This window comes from Pannonibacter sp. XCT-53 (assembly GCF_009915765.1).
Taxonomy (GTDB): Bacteria; Pseudomonadota; Alphaproteobacteria; order Rhizobiales; family Stappiaceae; genus Pannonibacter; species Pannonibacter tanglangensis.
The window spans coordinates 1,453,594-1,470,021 of the sequence record NZ_JAABLQ010000001.1; the positions used below are offsets into that span (position 1 = coordinate 1,453,594).

Consider the following 16,428-nt stretch of genomic DNA (forward strand, 5'->3'; position numbering starts at 1 on the left):
CCGGCGCAGACAGGGCTGAGCGAGCAATGCAGGCAGCAGGACCCCTTACCGTGACGCGGCTCGAAGGCGGGCTCGCCGATGCCTATGCGGCCGTGCTCTGCGACCTCGACGGCTGCCTGGTGTCGGGCGCCACGGCGCTGCCCGGCGCGGTCGATTTCGCCCGGTCCTGCGGGCCGCGCCTGTGGATCGTCTCCAACAATTCCTCCGACACGGCAGCAAGCCTGTCGGACCGGCTGGCGACCCTCGGCTTCGACATTCCGCCGGAGCGGATCCTGCTGGCCGGCGAACAGGCCTTGCGCGACATCGCGGACCGGCGTCCGGGCGCGCGGATCTATCTGGCGGCGTCCGGCCGGCTGGAGGCGCTGGCCAGATCGCTGGGGCTGAGCCCGGTGACGCTGATGGCCGACGTGGCGCTGCTGGCGCGGGATCCGGACTTCGGGCTGGTGCGCCTGTCGCAGCTGGTCCGGGTGCTGGCGGGGGGCGCGGAGCTGGTGGTGGCCAATCCGGATCTGGTGCATCCGGGCGCCGATGGCCTGCCGGAACCGGAGACCGGCGCGCTGCTCGCCTCGCTGGCTGCCTGCTGGCCCGACCTCACCTACCAGACCGTCGGCAAGCCGCAGACGGCCCTGCTCAGCGAAGCCATGCGGCGGGCAGGCGTCGAGGCGGCAGAAGCCCTCTTTGTCGGCGACAACCCGCTCACCGACGGCATCGCCGCCCAGCGCGCCGGGATTGCCTTCCTGCATGTGCTGCCCCCGGTGCTCGCCGCGCCCGGACCGACCAAGGGAGACTGACCGATGCTGGCCTATACCCTGCGCACGCTGGCCAAGATGGTGATCACGCTGTTTGCGATCGTCACCCTCGTGTTCTTCGCCACCCGTCTCTCCGGCAATCCGATCGACTTCGTTCTGGGCGAAGGGATCACCAAGGAGGACCGGGCGCTGCTGATTGCCTATTACGGGCTCGATGGCAGCGTGTGGACGCAGTACCTGCGCTATCTGGCGGCCTTCGTCGACGGCCAGTTCGGGCTCTCCTTCCTGGAGCGGCGGCCGGTGGCCGATGTGGTGGCCGAACGGCTGTGGCCGACGGCCCAGCTGATCCTGAGCGCGACAGCCTTCACGCTGCTGGTGTCCATCCCCCTTGGCATCCTGGCCGCGCTGAAGCGCAAGTCCTGGGTGGGCAGTGCCGTGATGACGGTGGCCTTCCTCGGGCTGGCAGTGCCCAACTTCGTGCTGGCGACGCTGCTGGTGCTGGTCTTTGCCTATCTGCTCAACTGGCTGCCGATCGTGGGCAATGGCACGCCGGCGCATTTCATCCTGCCGACCATCGCCCTCTCCGGCCTGCTGATCGCCGCCCTCACCCGCTTCACCCGCAACGCCATGCTGGATGTGCTCAGCCAGGACTACATGCGCACGGCCCGGGCCAAGGGGCTGAAGGAACGGCGGGTGATCCTGAAGCACGGCCTCGGCAATGCCTCGATCACGCTGCTGTCGGTCATTGGCCTGCAGGTGGCGGGGCTCGCCGCGGCCGGCAGCGTGGTGATCGAGAGCATCTTTGCCTGGCCCGGCATCGGCCAGCTGCTCGTGCGCTCGGCGATCCTGCGCGATTACCCGGTGCTGCAGTTCGGCGTCCTCACCGTTGCCATCGCCGTCATCGTCATCAACGCCGTGATCGACATTGCCTATGCCTATGCCGATCCGCGCATCCGCCTTGCGAAAGGATAAGCCCATGACCGATCACGCGCTCTCTCCGGCCGGTGTGATCCGGCCCGAACGCTCCCGCCGCAGCATTCCCGGTCTTTCCGCTCTCCTTAATCTGTGGCGCGAGGCGAATGCGGTGCAGCGGACCGCCATGGTGCTGGCCCTCATCCTGCTGGTTCTCGCCCTCGCCGCGCCGCTCATTGCCCCGTTCGATCCCAACGCCCAGAGCCTCCTGTCCCGGCTGCGCCCGCCGGTCGGTTTCGAGCGGGCGAAGCTTGCCTATCTGCTGGGCACGGATGAACTCGGTCGGGATATCCTGTCGCGCTGCCTCCACGGGCTGCGGCTGACCTTCCTGCTGGCGCTCTGCGGCGCGGTGATCGGGCTCGCCATCGGTTTTGTTCTTGGAATGTTCTCCGGCCTTGCCGGCGGCATGACCGATGACCTGATCATGGGGCTGGTGGATGCGCAGATCGCCATTCCCTTCACGCTGGTGGCGCTGCTGATCCTGGCCGTGTTCGGCTCCGGGCTCGACGTGATGATCCTGGTGCTCGGCCTGCATGGCTGGGAGCAATACACCCGCATCGTCCGGGGCGAGGTGCGCAAGCTGAAGGAGATGCCCTTCATCGAGGCGGCGCGGGCCGCAGGCGCCACCCCCTGGCGCATCGCCCGCCGGCATATCCTGCCCAACATCGTCTCGCCGCTGGTGGTGCAGTTCACCTTGAGCTTCTCCAACATCGTGCTCTTGGAATCGACCCTGTCCTTCCTCGGGCTCGGCGTGCAGCCGCCCACCGCGACGCTGGGCTCGATGGTCGGCATCGGCCGCGACTACCTGCCGACCGCTCCCTGGATCGTGCTCGCCCCGGCGGCGGTGATCCTCCTCCTGACCTTTGCCGTGCAGATCCTGGGCGACTGGCTCCGGGACCGCGCCGACGTGCGCCTGCGCAGCCGCTGAAACAACAGAAGCCGGAACGGCCGACGTCCCTACTCCCTCTCCTCACCCCTCTTGTGGAGGCATTCATGCTGAGACTTCTTGCAAGCACTGCCCTGATCAGCGCCGCCCTCGCCGGCTCTGCCCTGTCCGCCGAGATCACCGTCGGCGCGGCCAACGTGTCGTCCTATCTGGATCCGGGCCGCGACCATTCCAACGTGGGCTCGCAGTTCTACTACAACAGCTTCGACACGCTGATCGGCAAGAACCACGACACGACCAAGACCGAGTGGGTTCCCGCGCTGGCGACCTCGTGGAAGCTGATCGACGACACCACGATGGAGCTGAAGCTGCGCGACGGCGTAAAGTTCCACAACGGTGCGGCCATGACCGCCGATGACGTGGTGTTCTCGCTGAACCGCATGTTCCAGGCCGACTTCCCGCCCTACCAGGTGCGCGCCCGCGACCGCTTCTCCAACTTCGCCGGGGCCGAGAAGGTCGATGACCTGACCATCCGCGTGAAGGCCAAGCGCGCCGAGCCGCTGTGGGAGACGCTTTTGAACCTGCAGCAGGTCATGATCATCCCGGCCGCCTACACCATGAGCCTTGCCGGCGACCCGGCCAAGCTGGAACACGACGACTTCGAGGCCTTCTCGCTGAAGCCGGTCGGCACCGGCCCCTACAAGGTGTCCGAGTTCGTTCCGGGCCAGACCATCGTCTGGGAGCGCTTCGCCGACTTCTGGGGCGACAAGGCCCCGCTCGACAAGGTGACCGTCAAGCACATGCCGGAAACCGCCTCGCGCATCACCGCCCTGAAGACCGGTGAAGCCGACATCGTGACGAACATCGCCCCGGACCAGCTCGACATGATCGACAAGGACCCGGACATGAAGGCCTTCGGTGCGCCGACCGCCCTGTTCCACGTCATGATCATGAACCAGAACCATCCGAAGCTGAAGGATGCCCGCATCCGCCAGGCGCTGTCGCTGGCCATCGACCGTGACGCGCTGAACGAGGCGCTGTGGCTCGGCAAGGCCGTGGTTCCGGCCTCGCACACGATGGAAGAGTTCGGCGAGCTCTACATGCCGGAGCTGAAGACCTTCGAGTACAACCCGGAGAAGGCAAAGCAGCTGCTCAAGGAAGCCGGTTACGACGGCTCCGAGATCACCTTCGACACGGCGGCCGGCTATTACACCAACGGTCTGCTGGCGACCCAGGCGATCATGGAAATGTGGGCCGAAGTCGGCGTGAAGGGCAAGATCAACGTCGGCGACAAGTGGACCGGCAACTCGCCGGAGCTGATGGTCCGCAACTGGTCCAACCCGATGTATTTCGCCGATCCGTTCGGTTCCTTCGGCGTGATGTGGGCGCCGGGCGGCCCGTCGCAGTCGGAAGGCCGCTTCAACACGGATGACGCCTATGCCGCCGCCTGGGAGAAGTTCCGCTTCTCCGGCGACGTCGAGCTGCGCCGCGCGGCCTATGCCGAGCTGATGGACCGCGTGAAGGCCGATCCGGCCCTGCTGCCGCTCTATCGTCCCTATGAAGCCTGGGCGATGAAGAACGCGGTCAACTGGCAGCCCAAGCCGGGCCACATCCCCTACGTGCTCGACTTCCGCGCCGGCTCCATCTCCTTCAACTGAGCCTGACCTCCAGCCGGAGCGCTGCCCCTCGCAGCGCTCCGGTTTCCCCCAATGCCAAAAGGATCCTTGCCGTGACCGTCCGTCTTGCCCTCGTTGCCGATATCCATCATGGCGCGCCCTCCGCCACCAAGCGCGGCGACACCGCCCTTGGCCTGATGGAGGAGTTCGCCCGCTTCACCAACGCCGCACGCCCGGATCTGGTCATCGATCTCGGCGACCGGATTTCCGACATCGACCGCGACACCGACCTGCGGCTGGAGCGCGAGGTGGCCGAAGCCTTCGCCCCGATCACCGCGCCGGTGCGCCACATCTGCGGCAACCATGACCGCGACCATCTGGAGGTCGCCGACAACGAGGCGATCCTCGGCCAGAGCCTTGCAAACGAGACCCTCGACATCGGCGGCTGGCGCATCGCGCTGTGGCGGGCCGACAGCCGCATCATCCGCACGCCGGAGCACTCCGGTTTCGTGCTGAAGGAAGCCGATCTCCTGTGGCTGTCGCGCGTGGCGCAGACGGCCGACCGGCCGCTGCTCGTCTTGAGCCACGTGCCCATCTCCGGCCATGCCCAGACCGGCAACTACTATTTCCAGAACAACCCGTCCGCCTCGACCTATCCCCATGCCGAGCGCGCACGTGCAGCCCTTGCGCAGGCGCGCGTTCCGGTGGTCTGCATGGCCGGCCACGTGCACTGGAACACGGTCACGAAGGTCGACGGCATCGTCCACATGACGCAGCAGTCGCTGACCGAGAGCTTCACCACCTCGGGAGAACCGGCCGGGGCCTTCGGCCTCCTGGAGCTTGGCGACACCGTCTCCTGGCAGGTCGAGGGCAAGGACCCGATGCGCTTTGCCTTCACGCCGACGGCGGACCGCTGGACGCCGGTGATGCCGGTGTTGGACAGCCTGCCCGAATTTGCCGCCCGCCGGCGGACCGCAGCATGACCGCCGCGCCGGAGGCACAGCCGGTCCTGGCCGTCGAGGGCCTGAAAGTGGCCTTCGGCGCGCATGAGGCCGTGAAGGGCCTGAGCTTCTCCATCCGCGCCGGCGAGACGCTGGCGCTGGTGGGGGAATCCGGCTCCGGCAAGTCGGCGACGGCGCTCGCCATCCTGCGGCTGATCGAGCGCGAAGGCGGACGGATCGCGGGCGGGCGCATCCTGCTCGGTACAGGTGCCGACCAGATTGACCTCACCGCCCTGTCCGATGACGCGCTCACCGACATTCGCGGCGACCGGGTGTCGATGGTGTTCCAGGAGCCGATGACCTCGCTGAACCCGGTGATGACCGTCGGGGCGCAGCTGGCCGAGGTGTTCATCCGGCACCGGGGCCTGAGTGCCCGCGCGGCGCTTGAGGAAGCCCGGGCCGGGCTCGACGCCGTGCGCATTCCGGACGCGCAGCGCCGGCTGGGACAGTACCCGCACGAGCTGTCGGGCGGCCTGCGCCAGCGGGTGATGATCGCCATGGCGCTGGCCTGCCGCCCGGATCTTCTCATTGCAGATGAACCGACCACTGCGCTGGATGTGACGACACAGGCCGAGATCCTCGACCTGATCCGTTCATTGCAAAATGAAATCGGCATGGGCCTTCTTTTCATTACGCATGACATGGGTGTTGTCTCGGAGATCGCCGACCGCGTTCTGGTGCTGCGGCATGGCCAGGCCATCGAGGAGGCAGCCACGGCCGAGCTGTTCCGCGCGCCGCAGGCGGCCTATTCCCGCGCCCTGATGGAGGCAACGCCGCGCCTCGGCAGTGGCAGCCTGACCCGGCCGGCAAGCACGACGCCCGTGCTGACCGTGCGCGACCTTTCGACCCGCTTCCCGGTCCGAAAGGGGTTCCTGCGCCGCCTGCAGGGGGAGCTTCATGCCGTGCGCTCTGTCAGCCTGACGCTGAACGAGGGCGAGACGCTGGGCCTGGTGGGCGAATCCGGTTGCGGCAAGTCCACGCTGGCGCGCAGCATCCTGCGGCTGGTGGAGCCGGCCGAGGGCCGGGTGGAACTGGCCGAACGGGAGCTGACCGGCAAGCGGCTTGCCGACCTCAGGCCGGAGCGGCGGCTGGCGCAGATGGTGTTCCAGGACCCCTTTGCCAGCCTCAACCCGCGCCTGCCGGTGCATGAGCTGGTGACCGAGCCCGCACGCATTCACGGCCTGATCGGCGAGACGGACCAAAAGCAGCTGGCTGCCGAGCTGGTGACGCGGGTGGGCCTGGAGGCGGACTGCATCACCCGCTATCCGCACCAGTTCTCCGGCGGGCAGCGCCAGCGGCTCTGCATCGCGCGGGCGCTGTCGGCGCAGCCCAAACTGATCGTTGCAGATGAAGCGGTGTCGGCGCTCGACGTCTCGATTGCCCGGCAGGTGACGGACCTGATGCTGGACCTGCAGCAGCGCGAAGGCATGGCTTTTCTTTTCATTTCGCATGACATTGCCGTGGTCGAGCGGGTCAGCCACCGCATCGCGGTGATGTATGGCGGCGAGATCGTCGAGATGGGCGCGACCGCCGACATCCTCGCGCGGCCGCAGCACAGCTATACCCGCCGCCTGCTGGCCGCCGTGCCCTCGGGCAAGCCGGGCGAGAACCGCAAGGATGGCCGGCTGCGCGAGGCGGTTGCCCCGAAGCTCGCCTTCACGCGTCCGGGCGAACGGCTGGCCCAGCTGCCGCTGGTCGAGGTGCTGCCCGGCCATTTCGTGCGGGCGGAGGCCGCCTGAGCCGCCGCCCTCTGCCCGCAGCCGGCAACGTCGCAGAACCGGCATGGCGTGTCGTTTTCGGATCATCCGCAACGGCCCGCCCGTGGTGGATTGGGGCAGGACCAGGGTGCCCTGCTTCGGCGACGCGGCAGGGAGAATTGGGAAGCCGGTGAAACGCCGGCGCTGCCCCCGCAACGGTGGCGAGGACAGGAGCGCGGTGGAGGAGCCACTGGGGCAACCCGGGAAGGTGCCGCATCCGGGCCGCAAGGCCGCCTCGAAGCCCGGAAACCAGCCCTGGCCAGCACGACCCAACGGATCGCGGTGGGCGGACCGGGGCAGCCAGAGCTGTGGCGGAGGGAGACCGCCGCGGCCCTCCTGTCCCTGCCCCAGCCCCCGCCGGCAAGCGGAATGTGAGGCCATGGACGTTCGCAATGACATGCTGAAGCGGGTGAAGAACCGGCGCGAAGGCTATTCTCTCGATCAGGCCTTCTACACCGACCCGGAGTACTTCAGGCTCGACCTGGATCTGATCTGGTACCGCGACTGGCTGTTCGTCGGCCATGACTGCGAGGTGGCCAGGGCCGGCAGCTTCTTCACCGTGCAGGTGGGCGACTATCCGGTGGTGATCCTGCGTGACAGCGACGGTCAGATCCGCGCCTTCCACAATTCCTGTCGCCATCGCGGCAGCCGGGTTTGCACCGAGCATCGCGGCTCCAGCGCAAGGCTCGTCTGCCCCTATCACCAGTGGACCTATGACCTCGACGGCAGCCTGCTCTATGCGCGGCAGATGGCGGAGGACTTCGACAAGTCGCAGTTCTCGCTGAAACCCGTCGCCTGCGAGAGCGTGGCCGGCTACATCTTCATCTGCCTGGCGGAGAAGCCGGCCGAGTTCGCGCCTTTCGCGCAGCTGATGCAGCCCTATTTCGCGCCGCACCGCCTCACCGAGGCCAAGGTCGCCTTCGAGAGCACGATCATCGAGAAGGGCAACTGGAAGCTCGTGTGGGAGAACAACCGCGAGTGCTACCACTGCGCCGGCAACCACCCCGAACTCTGCAAGACCTACCCGGAAGCCCCGACGGTGACCGGGGTTGCCGGCGGCGACGAGGACCCGGACCTGACCGAGCACTGGACGCGGCTGGAAGCGGGCGGCCTGCCGAGCCGGTTCCGGATGCACGAGAGCGGCCAGTTCCGCGCCTGCCGCACGCCGCTGATCGGCGATGCGGTGAGCTACACGATTTCCGGCCGCCCGGCGGTGCAGGAGCGTCTGTCGGCGGAGGTGAGCCAGGAGCGGATCGGCGCGCTGCTGCTGTTCCATTATCCGACCACCTGGAACCATGTGCTCGGCGACCATGCGGTGACCTTCCGCGTGCTGCCGATCAGCGCCACCGAGACGGCCGTGACCACCAAGTGGCTGGTCAACAAGGACGCGGTCGAGGGCGTCGACTATGACCTCGACACGCTGACGCATGTCTGGATGCAGACCAACGACCAGGACCGGCGGATCGTCGAGGAGAATGCCTTCGGCATCAAGTCGCCCGCCTATGAGCCGGGTCCCTATTCCGAGCTGCACGAGGGCGGCGTGATGCAGTTCGTCGACTGGTACTGCCGCTCGGTGGAGACGCGCCTGACCGAAGGCGGCAAGTCGTTGCGCAGCGTTGCCTGAGGGACACGGATCATGACCGTCAAGCCGGATCTTGCCGCAGGCCTCGCCCTGCCCTTCGCCAGCACCGCACCGTGGAAGGGCTCTTCGGCGCGGCTGGAAGTGATCGCCGTCATCGACGAGACGGCCGACGTGAAGACCTTCGTGTTTCGGCCCGAAGGCGGCGGCTGGTTTTCCTACAAGCCCGGCCAGTTCGTGACCCTGGAGCTGCCGGTGCCCGGCGGGCCGGTGTGGCGGACCTATACGCTCTCCTCCACGCCGACGCGGCCCTTCTCCGCCTCGGTGACGGTGAAGGCACAGGCAGGCAGCATCGGCACGCGCTGGATGTTCGACACGCTGGTGCCGGGCATGACGCTGACGGCCAGCGGCCCGGCCGGGCATTTCAGCCACTGGAACCATCTGGCCGAGCGCTATCTGTTCCTGTCGGCCGGATCAGGCATCACGCCGATGATGTCGATGCTGCGCGCGATGGCCGACACGGCCCCGGCCAGCGACGTGGCGTTCCTGACCTGCGGCCGCACGCCCGGCGACCTTCTGTTCCGCGACGAGCTGGAGATGCTGGCGCGGCAGATGCCGAACCTGACGCTGGGGCTGATGGTGGAGCGCAAGAGCGCGGCCGACCGCTGGCACGGCCTGACCGGGCGCATCGACATGGCGCGGCTGAAGTTCCTGGTGCGCGACTACCGGCAGCGGGAGATCTTCTGCTGCGGTCCGGAACCCTTCATGGCCGGCGTGCGCCTGATGCTGGAAGACGCCGGCTTCGACATGCGCCACTATCACGAGGAAAGCTTCGGCGCGCCGTCGAAGGCACAGACGCAGCCCCAGACCAAAGTCCAGACTCAGTCTCAGGCACAGGCCACCAGCGCCGAGGCCACGAGCGAAGCAAAGACGGTGACGGATGATGCCACGGCTGGCCGCGTCCCGTCGCAGGTGCAAGGCGCAGCGCCGACGGCCGCCCCCCCGGCGCAGGATGGCACCGCCCCCGCCGGGTATGCCGGCGACGGCATGCAACTGCAGTTCAGCCGCAGCGACGTCACGACGACCTGTGCCCCCGGCACGACCCTGCTGGAGGCCGCCCGCGCGGCCGCCGTCCGCATCCCGGCCGCCTGCGAGGCCGGCATGTGCGGCACCTGCAAGGTGAAGAAGACGGCCGGCGACGTGGCGATGGAGCACAATGGCGGCATCACGGACGAGGAAATCGGCGACGGCTATGTGCTGGCCTGTTGCGCGCGGCCGCTTGGCCCCGTCACGCTCGAGGTGTGAGGCTGGCGGCGTGCGGCTGGTCGCAGGGGGCGCGAGACCCACGGCCCGTCGTGCCGCCCGATCCGGGACAGGCCGCGACCGGGGTCCCCGTCTCAGGCCATGACCATCCGGATGCCGGTCCCCAGCAGCGCCATCAGGGCAACGGTCTCAAGGATGCCGCGCCGGGCGGCGAACACCAGCACCAGCGCGAGCCCGGCAAGGGCTGCCGCCGGACCATCGAGACTGGCGGGGTCGATGTGCAGGCCGTGCAGCCAGCCATAGGACGTGCGGCTCGCCGAGGCGAAGAGGACGTTGAGCCCGAACCAGACGGCGACATAGGCAATCACGCCGACGACGGCGGCGGTGATGCCGGTCAGGGCGGCGGCCAGCATCGCGTTGCGCCGCAAGCGCTCGACGAAGGGCGCGCCGGCAAAGATCCAGAGGAACGACGGGGCGAAGGTGACCCAGGTGGCCATCCCCGCGCCGAGGCTTGCCACCACAAGCGGCGAGAGGCTGCCGGGCTCCCGCAGGGCGGCGAGGAAGCCGACAAACTGGTTGACCAGAATGGTCGGGCCGGGGGTCGTCTCGGCGAGACCGAGACCGTCGATCATCTGGGGCGGCGTCACCCAGCCCATGTCGACACCCGCCTGGGCGAGATAGGCGAGGACCGCATAGGCGCCGCCGAAGGTAATGACCGCGAGCTTGGAAAAGAACAGGCCGATGTCGACCAGCACATGCTGGAACCCCAGCACCAGACCGGCGAACAGAACCGGCGCCCACCACAGCGACAGGCAGGCGAGCGCGGCGAGGACGGCCTTGCGCGTGGCATGGTCTGGCAGCGGCGCGGCCGGCTCTGTGCCGCCGGCCCCTGCGGCCTGCCCCATCAGCTGCGGGGCGAGCCTGGCGGCCACGGCCCCTGCCACCCCGGCCCCGAGGATGATCAGCGGGAAGGGCAAGTCGAGGACGAAGATCAGCAGGAAGGCGGTTGCGGCAAGGACATAGGGCAAGGGCCCCTTGAGGCCGCGTTTCGCGATCTTGATCAGCGCCTGGATGACGATGGCCAGCACGGCGGCCTTGATGCCGAGGAAGATGCCGTCGACCAGGGTCGTGCCGGTGCCCAGCACGTAGAGGAAGGACAGGGCCAGCATGATCAGGCTGCCCGGCAGCACGAAGAGGATGCCGGCGGCCAGTCCGCCGCGCACGCCATGGGTGAGCCAGCCAATGTAGGTGGCAAGCTGCTGGGCCTCGGGCCCAGGCAACAGCATGCAGTAGTTGAGCGCGTGCAGGTAGCGCGGCTCGTCGAGCCATTTCTTCTCGTCCACGACGATGCGGTGCATCATCGCGATCTGTCCCGCCGCCCCGCCGAAGGACAGGATCCCGATGCGGGCGAAGGTCGAAACGAGGTCGCGGAAGTTCGGGGCTGCTGTCTGGCTCATGTGTCGCGTCGGGTTCCGCATGGCACCTGCCCGGGCGGACCGGTCCGCGCGGGGCACGGGCTCCGCATCGGTCCGGCGCCCGACGGGCGGGATCTGGTTGCGCCGGACCTTAAGCCAGACCGCATGACAGATCCATGACCCTCGTGCGGCCGTGGCGCCCGGTGTCCCGCACCGCCAGCGCCACGACCTGCGCGCCGCACCGTCAGATGCCGAGATAGGCCTCGCGGATGCGCGGATCGGCGATCAGCTCGGCCGCCGGTCCCGACATGGTGATGCGGCCGGTTTCCATCACATAGCCCCGGTCGGCGATGGAGAGTGCGGCAAAGGCGTTCTGCTCCACCAGGAGGACGGTGACGTCTAGGCTCCTCAGCGACTTCACCACCTCGAGGATCTGGTCGACGAGGATCGGGGCAAGCCCCATGCTCGGCTCGTCCAGCAGCAGGCAGGTCGGCCGGGCCATCAGCGCCCGGGCGATCGCCAGCATCTGCTGCTGCCCCCCCGACAGGCCGCCGGCAGACAGGTTGCGCTTCTCGCGCAGCACCGGGAACATGGCAAAGGCGTCCGCCATGTCCTTCTCGACCCGGTCATCGGCAAAGAGATAGGCCCCGAGCCGGAGGTTCTCCTCCACCGACAGGTTGGTGAAGATTTGGCGGCCTTCCGGCGACTGGGCCAGACCCAGGCCGACCCGGCGATGGGCCGGCAGGCGCGAGATGTCATCGCCGCGGAAGACGAGCTGACCGCCGGAGGCCGGCTGCACCCCCGACAGGCAGCGCAGGAGCGTTGTCTTGCCGGCGCCGTTGGCCCCGATCACCGAGACGATCTCGCCGGATTTCACGTCGAGGTCGATGCCGTGCAGGACCTCGATGCGGCCATACTTGCTGCGCAGTCCTTCAACCGAGAGCATTGGCCGCCTCCTTGCCGCCATGGGTCCCGAGATAGGCTTCGATCACCCGGGGATCGCGGGCCACCGCCTCGGGCTTGCCTTCCGTGATCTTGACGCCGTGGTCGAGCACGACGATGTGGTCGGAGATCTTCATCACCAGCTTCATGTCATGCTCGACGAGCAGGATGGCGACCCCCTCCTTCGCCACGGCGGCGATGAGATGGTCGATCTCCTCGGTCTCCACCGCGTTGCAGCCGGCCGCCGGTTCGTCGAGCAGCAACAGACGCGGCCTGCAGGCGAGCGCGCGGGCGATCTCCAGCCGCTTCAGCGCGCCATAGGAGAGCTGGGACGCGGTCAGCTCGGCCCCGCGATCCAGTCCGACGCGGGCCAGCAGCTGGCGGGCAGCGGCTTCGGTCTCGCGGTTGCGCCGGAGCGACGACGGCAGCGCGAAGAGATCCGCCAGGAGATGACGGCCCTCGGCAAGATGGAAGCCGGCCATGACGTTTTCCAGCACGCTCATCTGCTGGAACACCTGGAGGTTCTGGAAGGTGCGCGACAGGCCCCGGGCCGCAAGCGCCTGCGGCGGCAGGCCGGTCACCGTTTCCCCGTCGAGACGGACACTGCCGCGAGCGGGCTGGTAGACACCGGAAATCATGTTGAACAGCGTGGTCTTGCCCGCGCCGTTGGGGCCGATGACGGAGACGATCTCGCCCGGCGTCACCGCAAAGCTCACCGCATCCACGGCCTTGACGCCGCCAAAGTCGATGCCGAGGCCCTCGATCTCGAGAAGTTTCATCCCTGCCTCCGGCTGAAGCGCTTGATCAGGCTGGGAACGAGGCCTTCCCGCAGGAAGATCATCACCAGCATCATGATGAGGCCGAGCACGATGTGCTCGTAGTCGTGGAAGATCGTCAGGCCCTGCGGCAGGGCCGTGAGGATGGACGCGCCCGTGATCGCGCCGAAGACGGACCCGGCGCCGCCCAGGACCGTCATGGTGACGAGCTGGACGGAATGCAGGAAGCCGGCAATGTCGGGCGAGACGAACTTGTTCATCATGGCCAGCAGCGAGCCGGAGACCGAGGCGTAGACGGCCGAGATGACGAAGGCCATCAGCTTGAAATGGGCCACATCGACGCCGACGGTGCGGGCGGCGATCTCGCTGTCATGCAGCGAGCGCAGCGCGCGGCCGGTGGAACTGGTGTGCAGGTTGAGGGCAAGGGCCGCGCCGAGGAGCAACACCAGGGCTGACAGCCAGTACCACAGCTCCGCCGCAGGAACACTGATGCCGACCGACTTCAGCAAGGCCCGGAGGCCGAGATCCTCCACCTGCATGCCGTCCGGGCCACCGGTCAGCCAGGACTCGTTCGACAGCACCATGAAGATGAGGATGCCGAAGCCGAGGGTGGCAACCGCCAGATAGTGCCCTTTCAGCCGCAGGATCGGCCGGCCGACCAGATAGGCGAGCGCCCCCGAAATCACCGCTCCGAGCAGCATGGCAAGGACCGGCGGCAGACCGAGATGCACCGGCGCGAGCGCACAGGCATAGGCCCCGATGCCGCAGAAACCGGCATGGCCGAGGCTGATCTGGCCGGCATAGCCGATCAGGATGACGAGCCCGGTGACGGCGAGCCCGTTGATGAACATCAGCGTGCCGACCCGGTAATAGAAGGAGGACGGAAAGAACAGGGGCGCGACCAGGATGAGCGCTACCAGCGCCAGCAGCGTGATCGCCTTGGGGGTGAGATGTCGCATGGCTCAGACCCGGTTGACGGCGGCGCGGCCGAAGAGCCCGCTCGGCATGATGAAGAGCACGGCGAGGATGACGATGAAGGCCGCCGCATCCTTGTAGGTGGAAGAGATGTAGCCGGCCGTCAGGGCCTCGATCAGGCCGAGGAGAAGACCGCCGACCAGCGCTCCGAAGGGATTGCCCATGCCGCCGAGCATGGCGGCCGCGAAGCCCTTGAGGGCCAGCGCGATGCCGATGTCGTAGCTCGTCAGCGTGATCGGCGTGACGAGGACGCCCGCCACCGCGCCGATGGCCGCCGACAGGGCGAAGCTCAGCGTCATGATGAAATTGGTGTTGATGCCGACGAGCCGTGCCGCCAGGCGGTTGTTGGCGGTGGCCAGCACGGCCTTGCCGGTCAGCGTGCGGGTAAAGAACACGTAGAGTGCGGCAAAGATCACCGAGGCGCCGAAGATCACCCAGATGCTCTGGGGCAGGATCGTGGCACCGAGGATCTCGATCGGCGCGTCGCCGGAGAAGCTCTCGAAGCGGTGCAGCTGCTTGTCGAACACGATCTGGGCCACCCCGCGCAGGAAGATCGAGGCGCCGATGGTGATGATGATGATCGTCACCACGGAGGCATTGCGCGCCGGTTCGATGGCGAACTTGTTGAGCGCGACGCCGACCGCTGCCGTGATCACCACGGCAAGGATCGCGGCGGCCGGCAGGGGCACGCCGGCGGCCGAGAGGAAGACGGTGGACATGCCGCCCAGCATGACGAACTCGCCTTGCGAGAAGTTCACCACGTCAGAGGCGTTGTAGATGATGGTGAAGCCGAGAGCGACCAGCGCATAGACGGCGCCGACCGTCAGGCCGGAAAAGACGAACTGCAAGAGATCGGACATGGATCGGTCCCGTCGGGCGCGGCCGCATGGCCCGCCGCATGGCTCGGTCAACAGGTCAGGCGAGGCCCGATCCGGAGCCCGGCAGATCGCCGGGATCCGGGCAGGCGGCGGCGTTTACTCGACGATGGTCCAGTCGCCGTTGCGGATTTCCAGCATCCGGAAGGCGGACAGGTCGAGGCCCATGTGGTCTTCCGGCGACATGTTGACGATGCCGCCCGTGCCGACATAGCCCTTCGTCTTCTCGATCTCGTCGCGGATGGCGACCGGTTCGGCCGATCCGGCACGCTCGATCGCCTGGACGAGGATCATGAAGGCATCGTAGGCATGGCCGCCGAAGGTGGAGACCGGCGAGCCGGTGGCCTTCTCGTAGGCATCACGGTAGCCGACGACCACGGCCTTCTGCGGGTCACTGTCAGGCAGCTTGTCGGCCACAAGCAGGGCGGCCGCCGGCAGACGCACACCCTCGGCCGCTTCGCCGGCGAGCTCGATGAAGCTCTTGGAGGCCACGCCATGCGACTGGTACAGCGGCACCTGGATGTTGAGCTGGCGGAAGTTGCGGGTGACGATGGCCGGCCCCTGGCCGAAGCCCGGGTTGACGACGGCCTGCAGGCCGGCAACGCCGGCAATCTTGGTCAGCTGCGGCGTCATGTCGGCATCCTTCGGGCCGTAGCTCTCGTCGGCCACGATCTCCATGCCGTACTCGGGCGCCAGCTTCAGGCACTGCTCGCGCATCGACATCTCGAAGCCGCCGGTGCCGGAGATGAGACCGATCCTGGTCAGGCCACGGGCCTTGAGATCCTCGAATATCTTGGCGCAGGCCATCTTGTCGGTGTGCGGGGTCTTGAACACCCACTTCTTGACCGGGTCGATGATCACGACGGCGCCGGCCAGCGAGATGAAGGGAACCTCGGCTTCCTCGGCAACGGGAACCATCGCCATGGTGGTGCCGGTGGTGGTGCCGCCGATGATCGCGACGACCTCGTCGTCCTCGACCAGACGGGTGGCGAAGGTGCGGGCATTGTTGGCGTCGCCGGCATCGTCATACATGACGAGCTCGACCTTCTCGCCCTTGATGCCGCCCTTGGCGTTGATCTCGTCGACCAGCATCTTCAGGGTCTTGGCTTCCGGATCGCCCAGGAACGAGGCCGGACCGGTCTGCGACAGCGAGGCCCCGATCTTGATGTCGGCCAGCGCCGGCTGGGCCGCAAGGCCAATGATCGCAACGGCAGCCGCCGTCGACTTCAGGCGCGTCAGAAACGTCATGAAACTCCTCCCTATGCCTTGTCCTGCGGGCAGGTCCGAAGGGCTGCTTCCCTGCCCGGCGACCAGCCCGAAGGCCAGTCCAGCGCTGGGCCAGCCTGTCCGTGTCGCAGCGGTCGCCCCTGGGCCCTCCACATGCGGCAAGCGGCGCGGTCCGGTCCTCACTCCGGTCCGCAGGCTGTCGTCTCTCTCCCCGATCTGCGCCCTCACGGCGCTTCGGTTATATTGACCGACCGGTTGGTTTATGCAACATCTTTCTTCAACGACCAAGGTCGCATTCCGAAAGTTGCGGCAACCGGGGCCATGGCCTGCCGGTTCCCGCTTGCCGGGCGGCGACGGACGGGCGAGCCTGCCGGCGACGCACCTGCGTGACGGCA

14 protein-coding genes and 1 riboswitch are annotated in these 16,428 nt (G+C 67.7%); of the genes, 8 read left to right on the top strand and 6 right to left on the bottom strand.

Annotation, left to right across the window (positions count from 1 at the left end; translation table 11 throughout):
* The first annotated feature begins 50 nt into the window (after window positions 1-50).
* The 8 genes from GWI72_RS06590 to GWI72_RS20145 all read left to right on the top strand — a co-directional run bounded on the left by GWI72_RS06590 (window position 51) and on the right by GWI72_RS20145 (window position 9,865).
* Window positions 51-791 carry an HAD-IIA family hydrolase gene (locus GWI72_RS06590; protein WP_348272647.1) on the top strand — a complete coding sequence of 247 codons (741 nt, stop codon included), beginning with the start codon at window positions 51-53 and terminating at the stop codon, window positions 789-791.
* Between the two features lie 3 nt (window positions 792-794).
* Window positions 795-1,721, top strand: a complete 927-nt coding sequence (locus tag GWI72_RS06595) for an ABC transporter permease (protein ID WP_161673085.1) — start codon at window positions 795-797, stop codon at window positions 1,719-1,721.
* A gap of 4 nt (window positions 1,722-1,725) precedes the next feature.
* On the top strand, window positions 1,726-2,649 hold the full coding sequence (locus tag GWI72_RS06600; RefSeq protein ID WP_161673087.1) for an ABC transporter permease: 924 nt from the start codon (window positions 1,726-1,728) through the stop codon (window positions 2,647-2,649).
* A 65-nt stretch (window positions 2,650-2,714) separates the two neighbouring features.
* On the top strand, window positions 2,715-4,265 hold the full coding sequence (locus GWI72_RS06605) for an ABC transporter substrate-binding protein (RefSeq protein WP_161708177.1): 1,551 nt from the start codon (window positions 2,715-2,717) through the stop codon (window positions 4,263-4,265).
* Between the two features lie 71 nt (window positions 4,266-4,336).
* Window positions 4,337-5,206, top strand: a complete 870-nt coding sequence (locus GWI72_RS06610; RefSeq protein WP_161708178.1) for a metallophosphoesterase — start codon at window positions 4,337-4,339, stop codon at window positions 5,204-5,206.
* Window positions 5,203-6,963: an ABC transporter ATP-binding protein gene (locus GWI72_RS06615; protein WP_161708179.1), complete on the top strand. Its 1,761-nt coding sequence runs from the start codon at window positions 5,203-5,205 to the stop codon at window positions 6,961-6,963. The genes GWI72_RS06610 and GWI72_RS06615 overlap by 4 nt, the downstream gene beginning before the upstream one ends.
* Window positions 6,964-7,049: 86 nt before the next feature.
* A riboswitch (cobalamin riboswitch) is annotated at window positions 7,050-7,253 on the top strand.
* 107 nt (window positions 7,254-7,360) lie between these two features.
* Entirely contained in the window at window positions 7,361-8,605 is a 1,245-nt protein-coding gene (locus GWI72_RS06620) for an aromatic ring-hydroxylating oxygenase subunit alpha (RefSeq protein WP_161708180.1), read from the top strand.
* 12 nt (window positions 8,606-8,617) lie between these two features.
* On the top strand, window positions 8,618-9,865 hold the full coding sequence (locus GWI72_RS20145; protein ID WP_244314214.1) for a hybrid-cluster NAD(P)-dependent oxidoreductase: 1,248 nt from the start codon (window positions 8,618-8,620) through the stop codon (window positions 9,863-9,865).
* Window positions 9,866-9,957: 92 nt separating this feature from the next.
* Here the strand turns inward: GWI72_RS20145 and chrA are convergent, their stop codons facing one another.
* The 6 genes from chrA to GWI72_RS06655 all read right to left on the bottom strand — a co-directional run bounded on the left by chrA (window position 9,958) and on the right by GWI72_RS06655 (window position 16,054).
* The gene (gene chrA, locus GWI72_RS06630; RefSeq protein WP_161708181.1) at window positions 9,958-11,280 is read right to left on the bottom strand and encodes a chromate efflux transporter; all 1,323 of its coding nucleotides are present in this window, start codon (window positions 11,278-11,280) and stop codon (window positions 9,958-9,960) included.
* A gap of 202 nt (window positions 11,281-11,482) precedes the next feature.
* A complete protein-coding gene (locus GWI72_RS06635) occupies window positions 11,483-12,184 on the bottom strand; it encodes an ABC transporter ATP-binding protein (protein ID WP_161673101.1) in 702 nt (233 codons plus the stop codon).
* Window positions 12,171-12,959: an ABC transporter ATP-binding protein gene (locus tag GWI72_RS06640; protein WP_161673103.1), complete on the bottom strand. Its 789-nt coding sequence runs from the start codon at window positions 12,957-12,959 to the stop codon at window positions 12,171-12,173. Before GWI72_RS06640 ends, GWI72_RS06635 begins: the two co-directional genes overlap by 14 nt.
* Window positions 12,956-13,915 carry a branched-chain amino acid ABC transporter permease gene (locus GWI72_RS06645; RefSeq protein ID WP_161673105.1) on the bottom strand — a complete coding sequence of 320 codons (960 nt, stop codon included), beginning with the start codon at window positions 13,913-13,915 and terminating at the stop codon, window positions 12,956-12,958. Before GWI72_RS06645 ends, GWI72_RS06640 begins: the two co-directional genes overlap by 4 nt.
* 3 nt (window positions 13,916-13,918) lie before the next feature.
* Complete coding sequence (locus GWI72_RS06650; RefSeq protein WP_161673106.1) at window positions 13,919-14,791, bottom strand: branched-chain amino acid ABC transporter permease; 873 nt, start codon at window positions 14,789-14,791, stop codon at window positions 13,919-13,921.
* Window positions 14,792-14,905: 114 nt separating this feature from the next.
* On the bottom strand, window positions 14,906-16,054 hold the full coding sequence (locus tag GWI72_RS06655; RefSeq protein WP_161708182.1) for an ABC transporter substrate-binding protein: 1,149 nt from the start codon (window positions 16,052-16,054) through the stop codon (window positions 14,906-14,908).
* Window positions 16,055-16,428 lie beyond the last annotated feature (374 nt).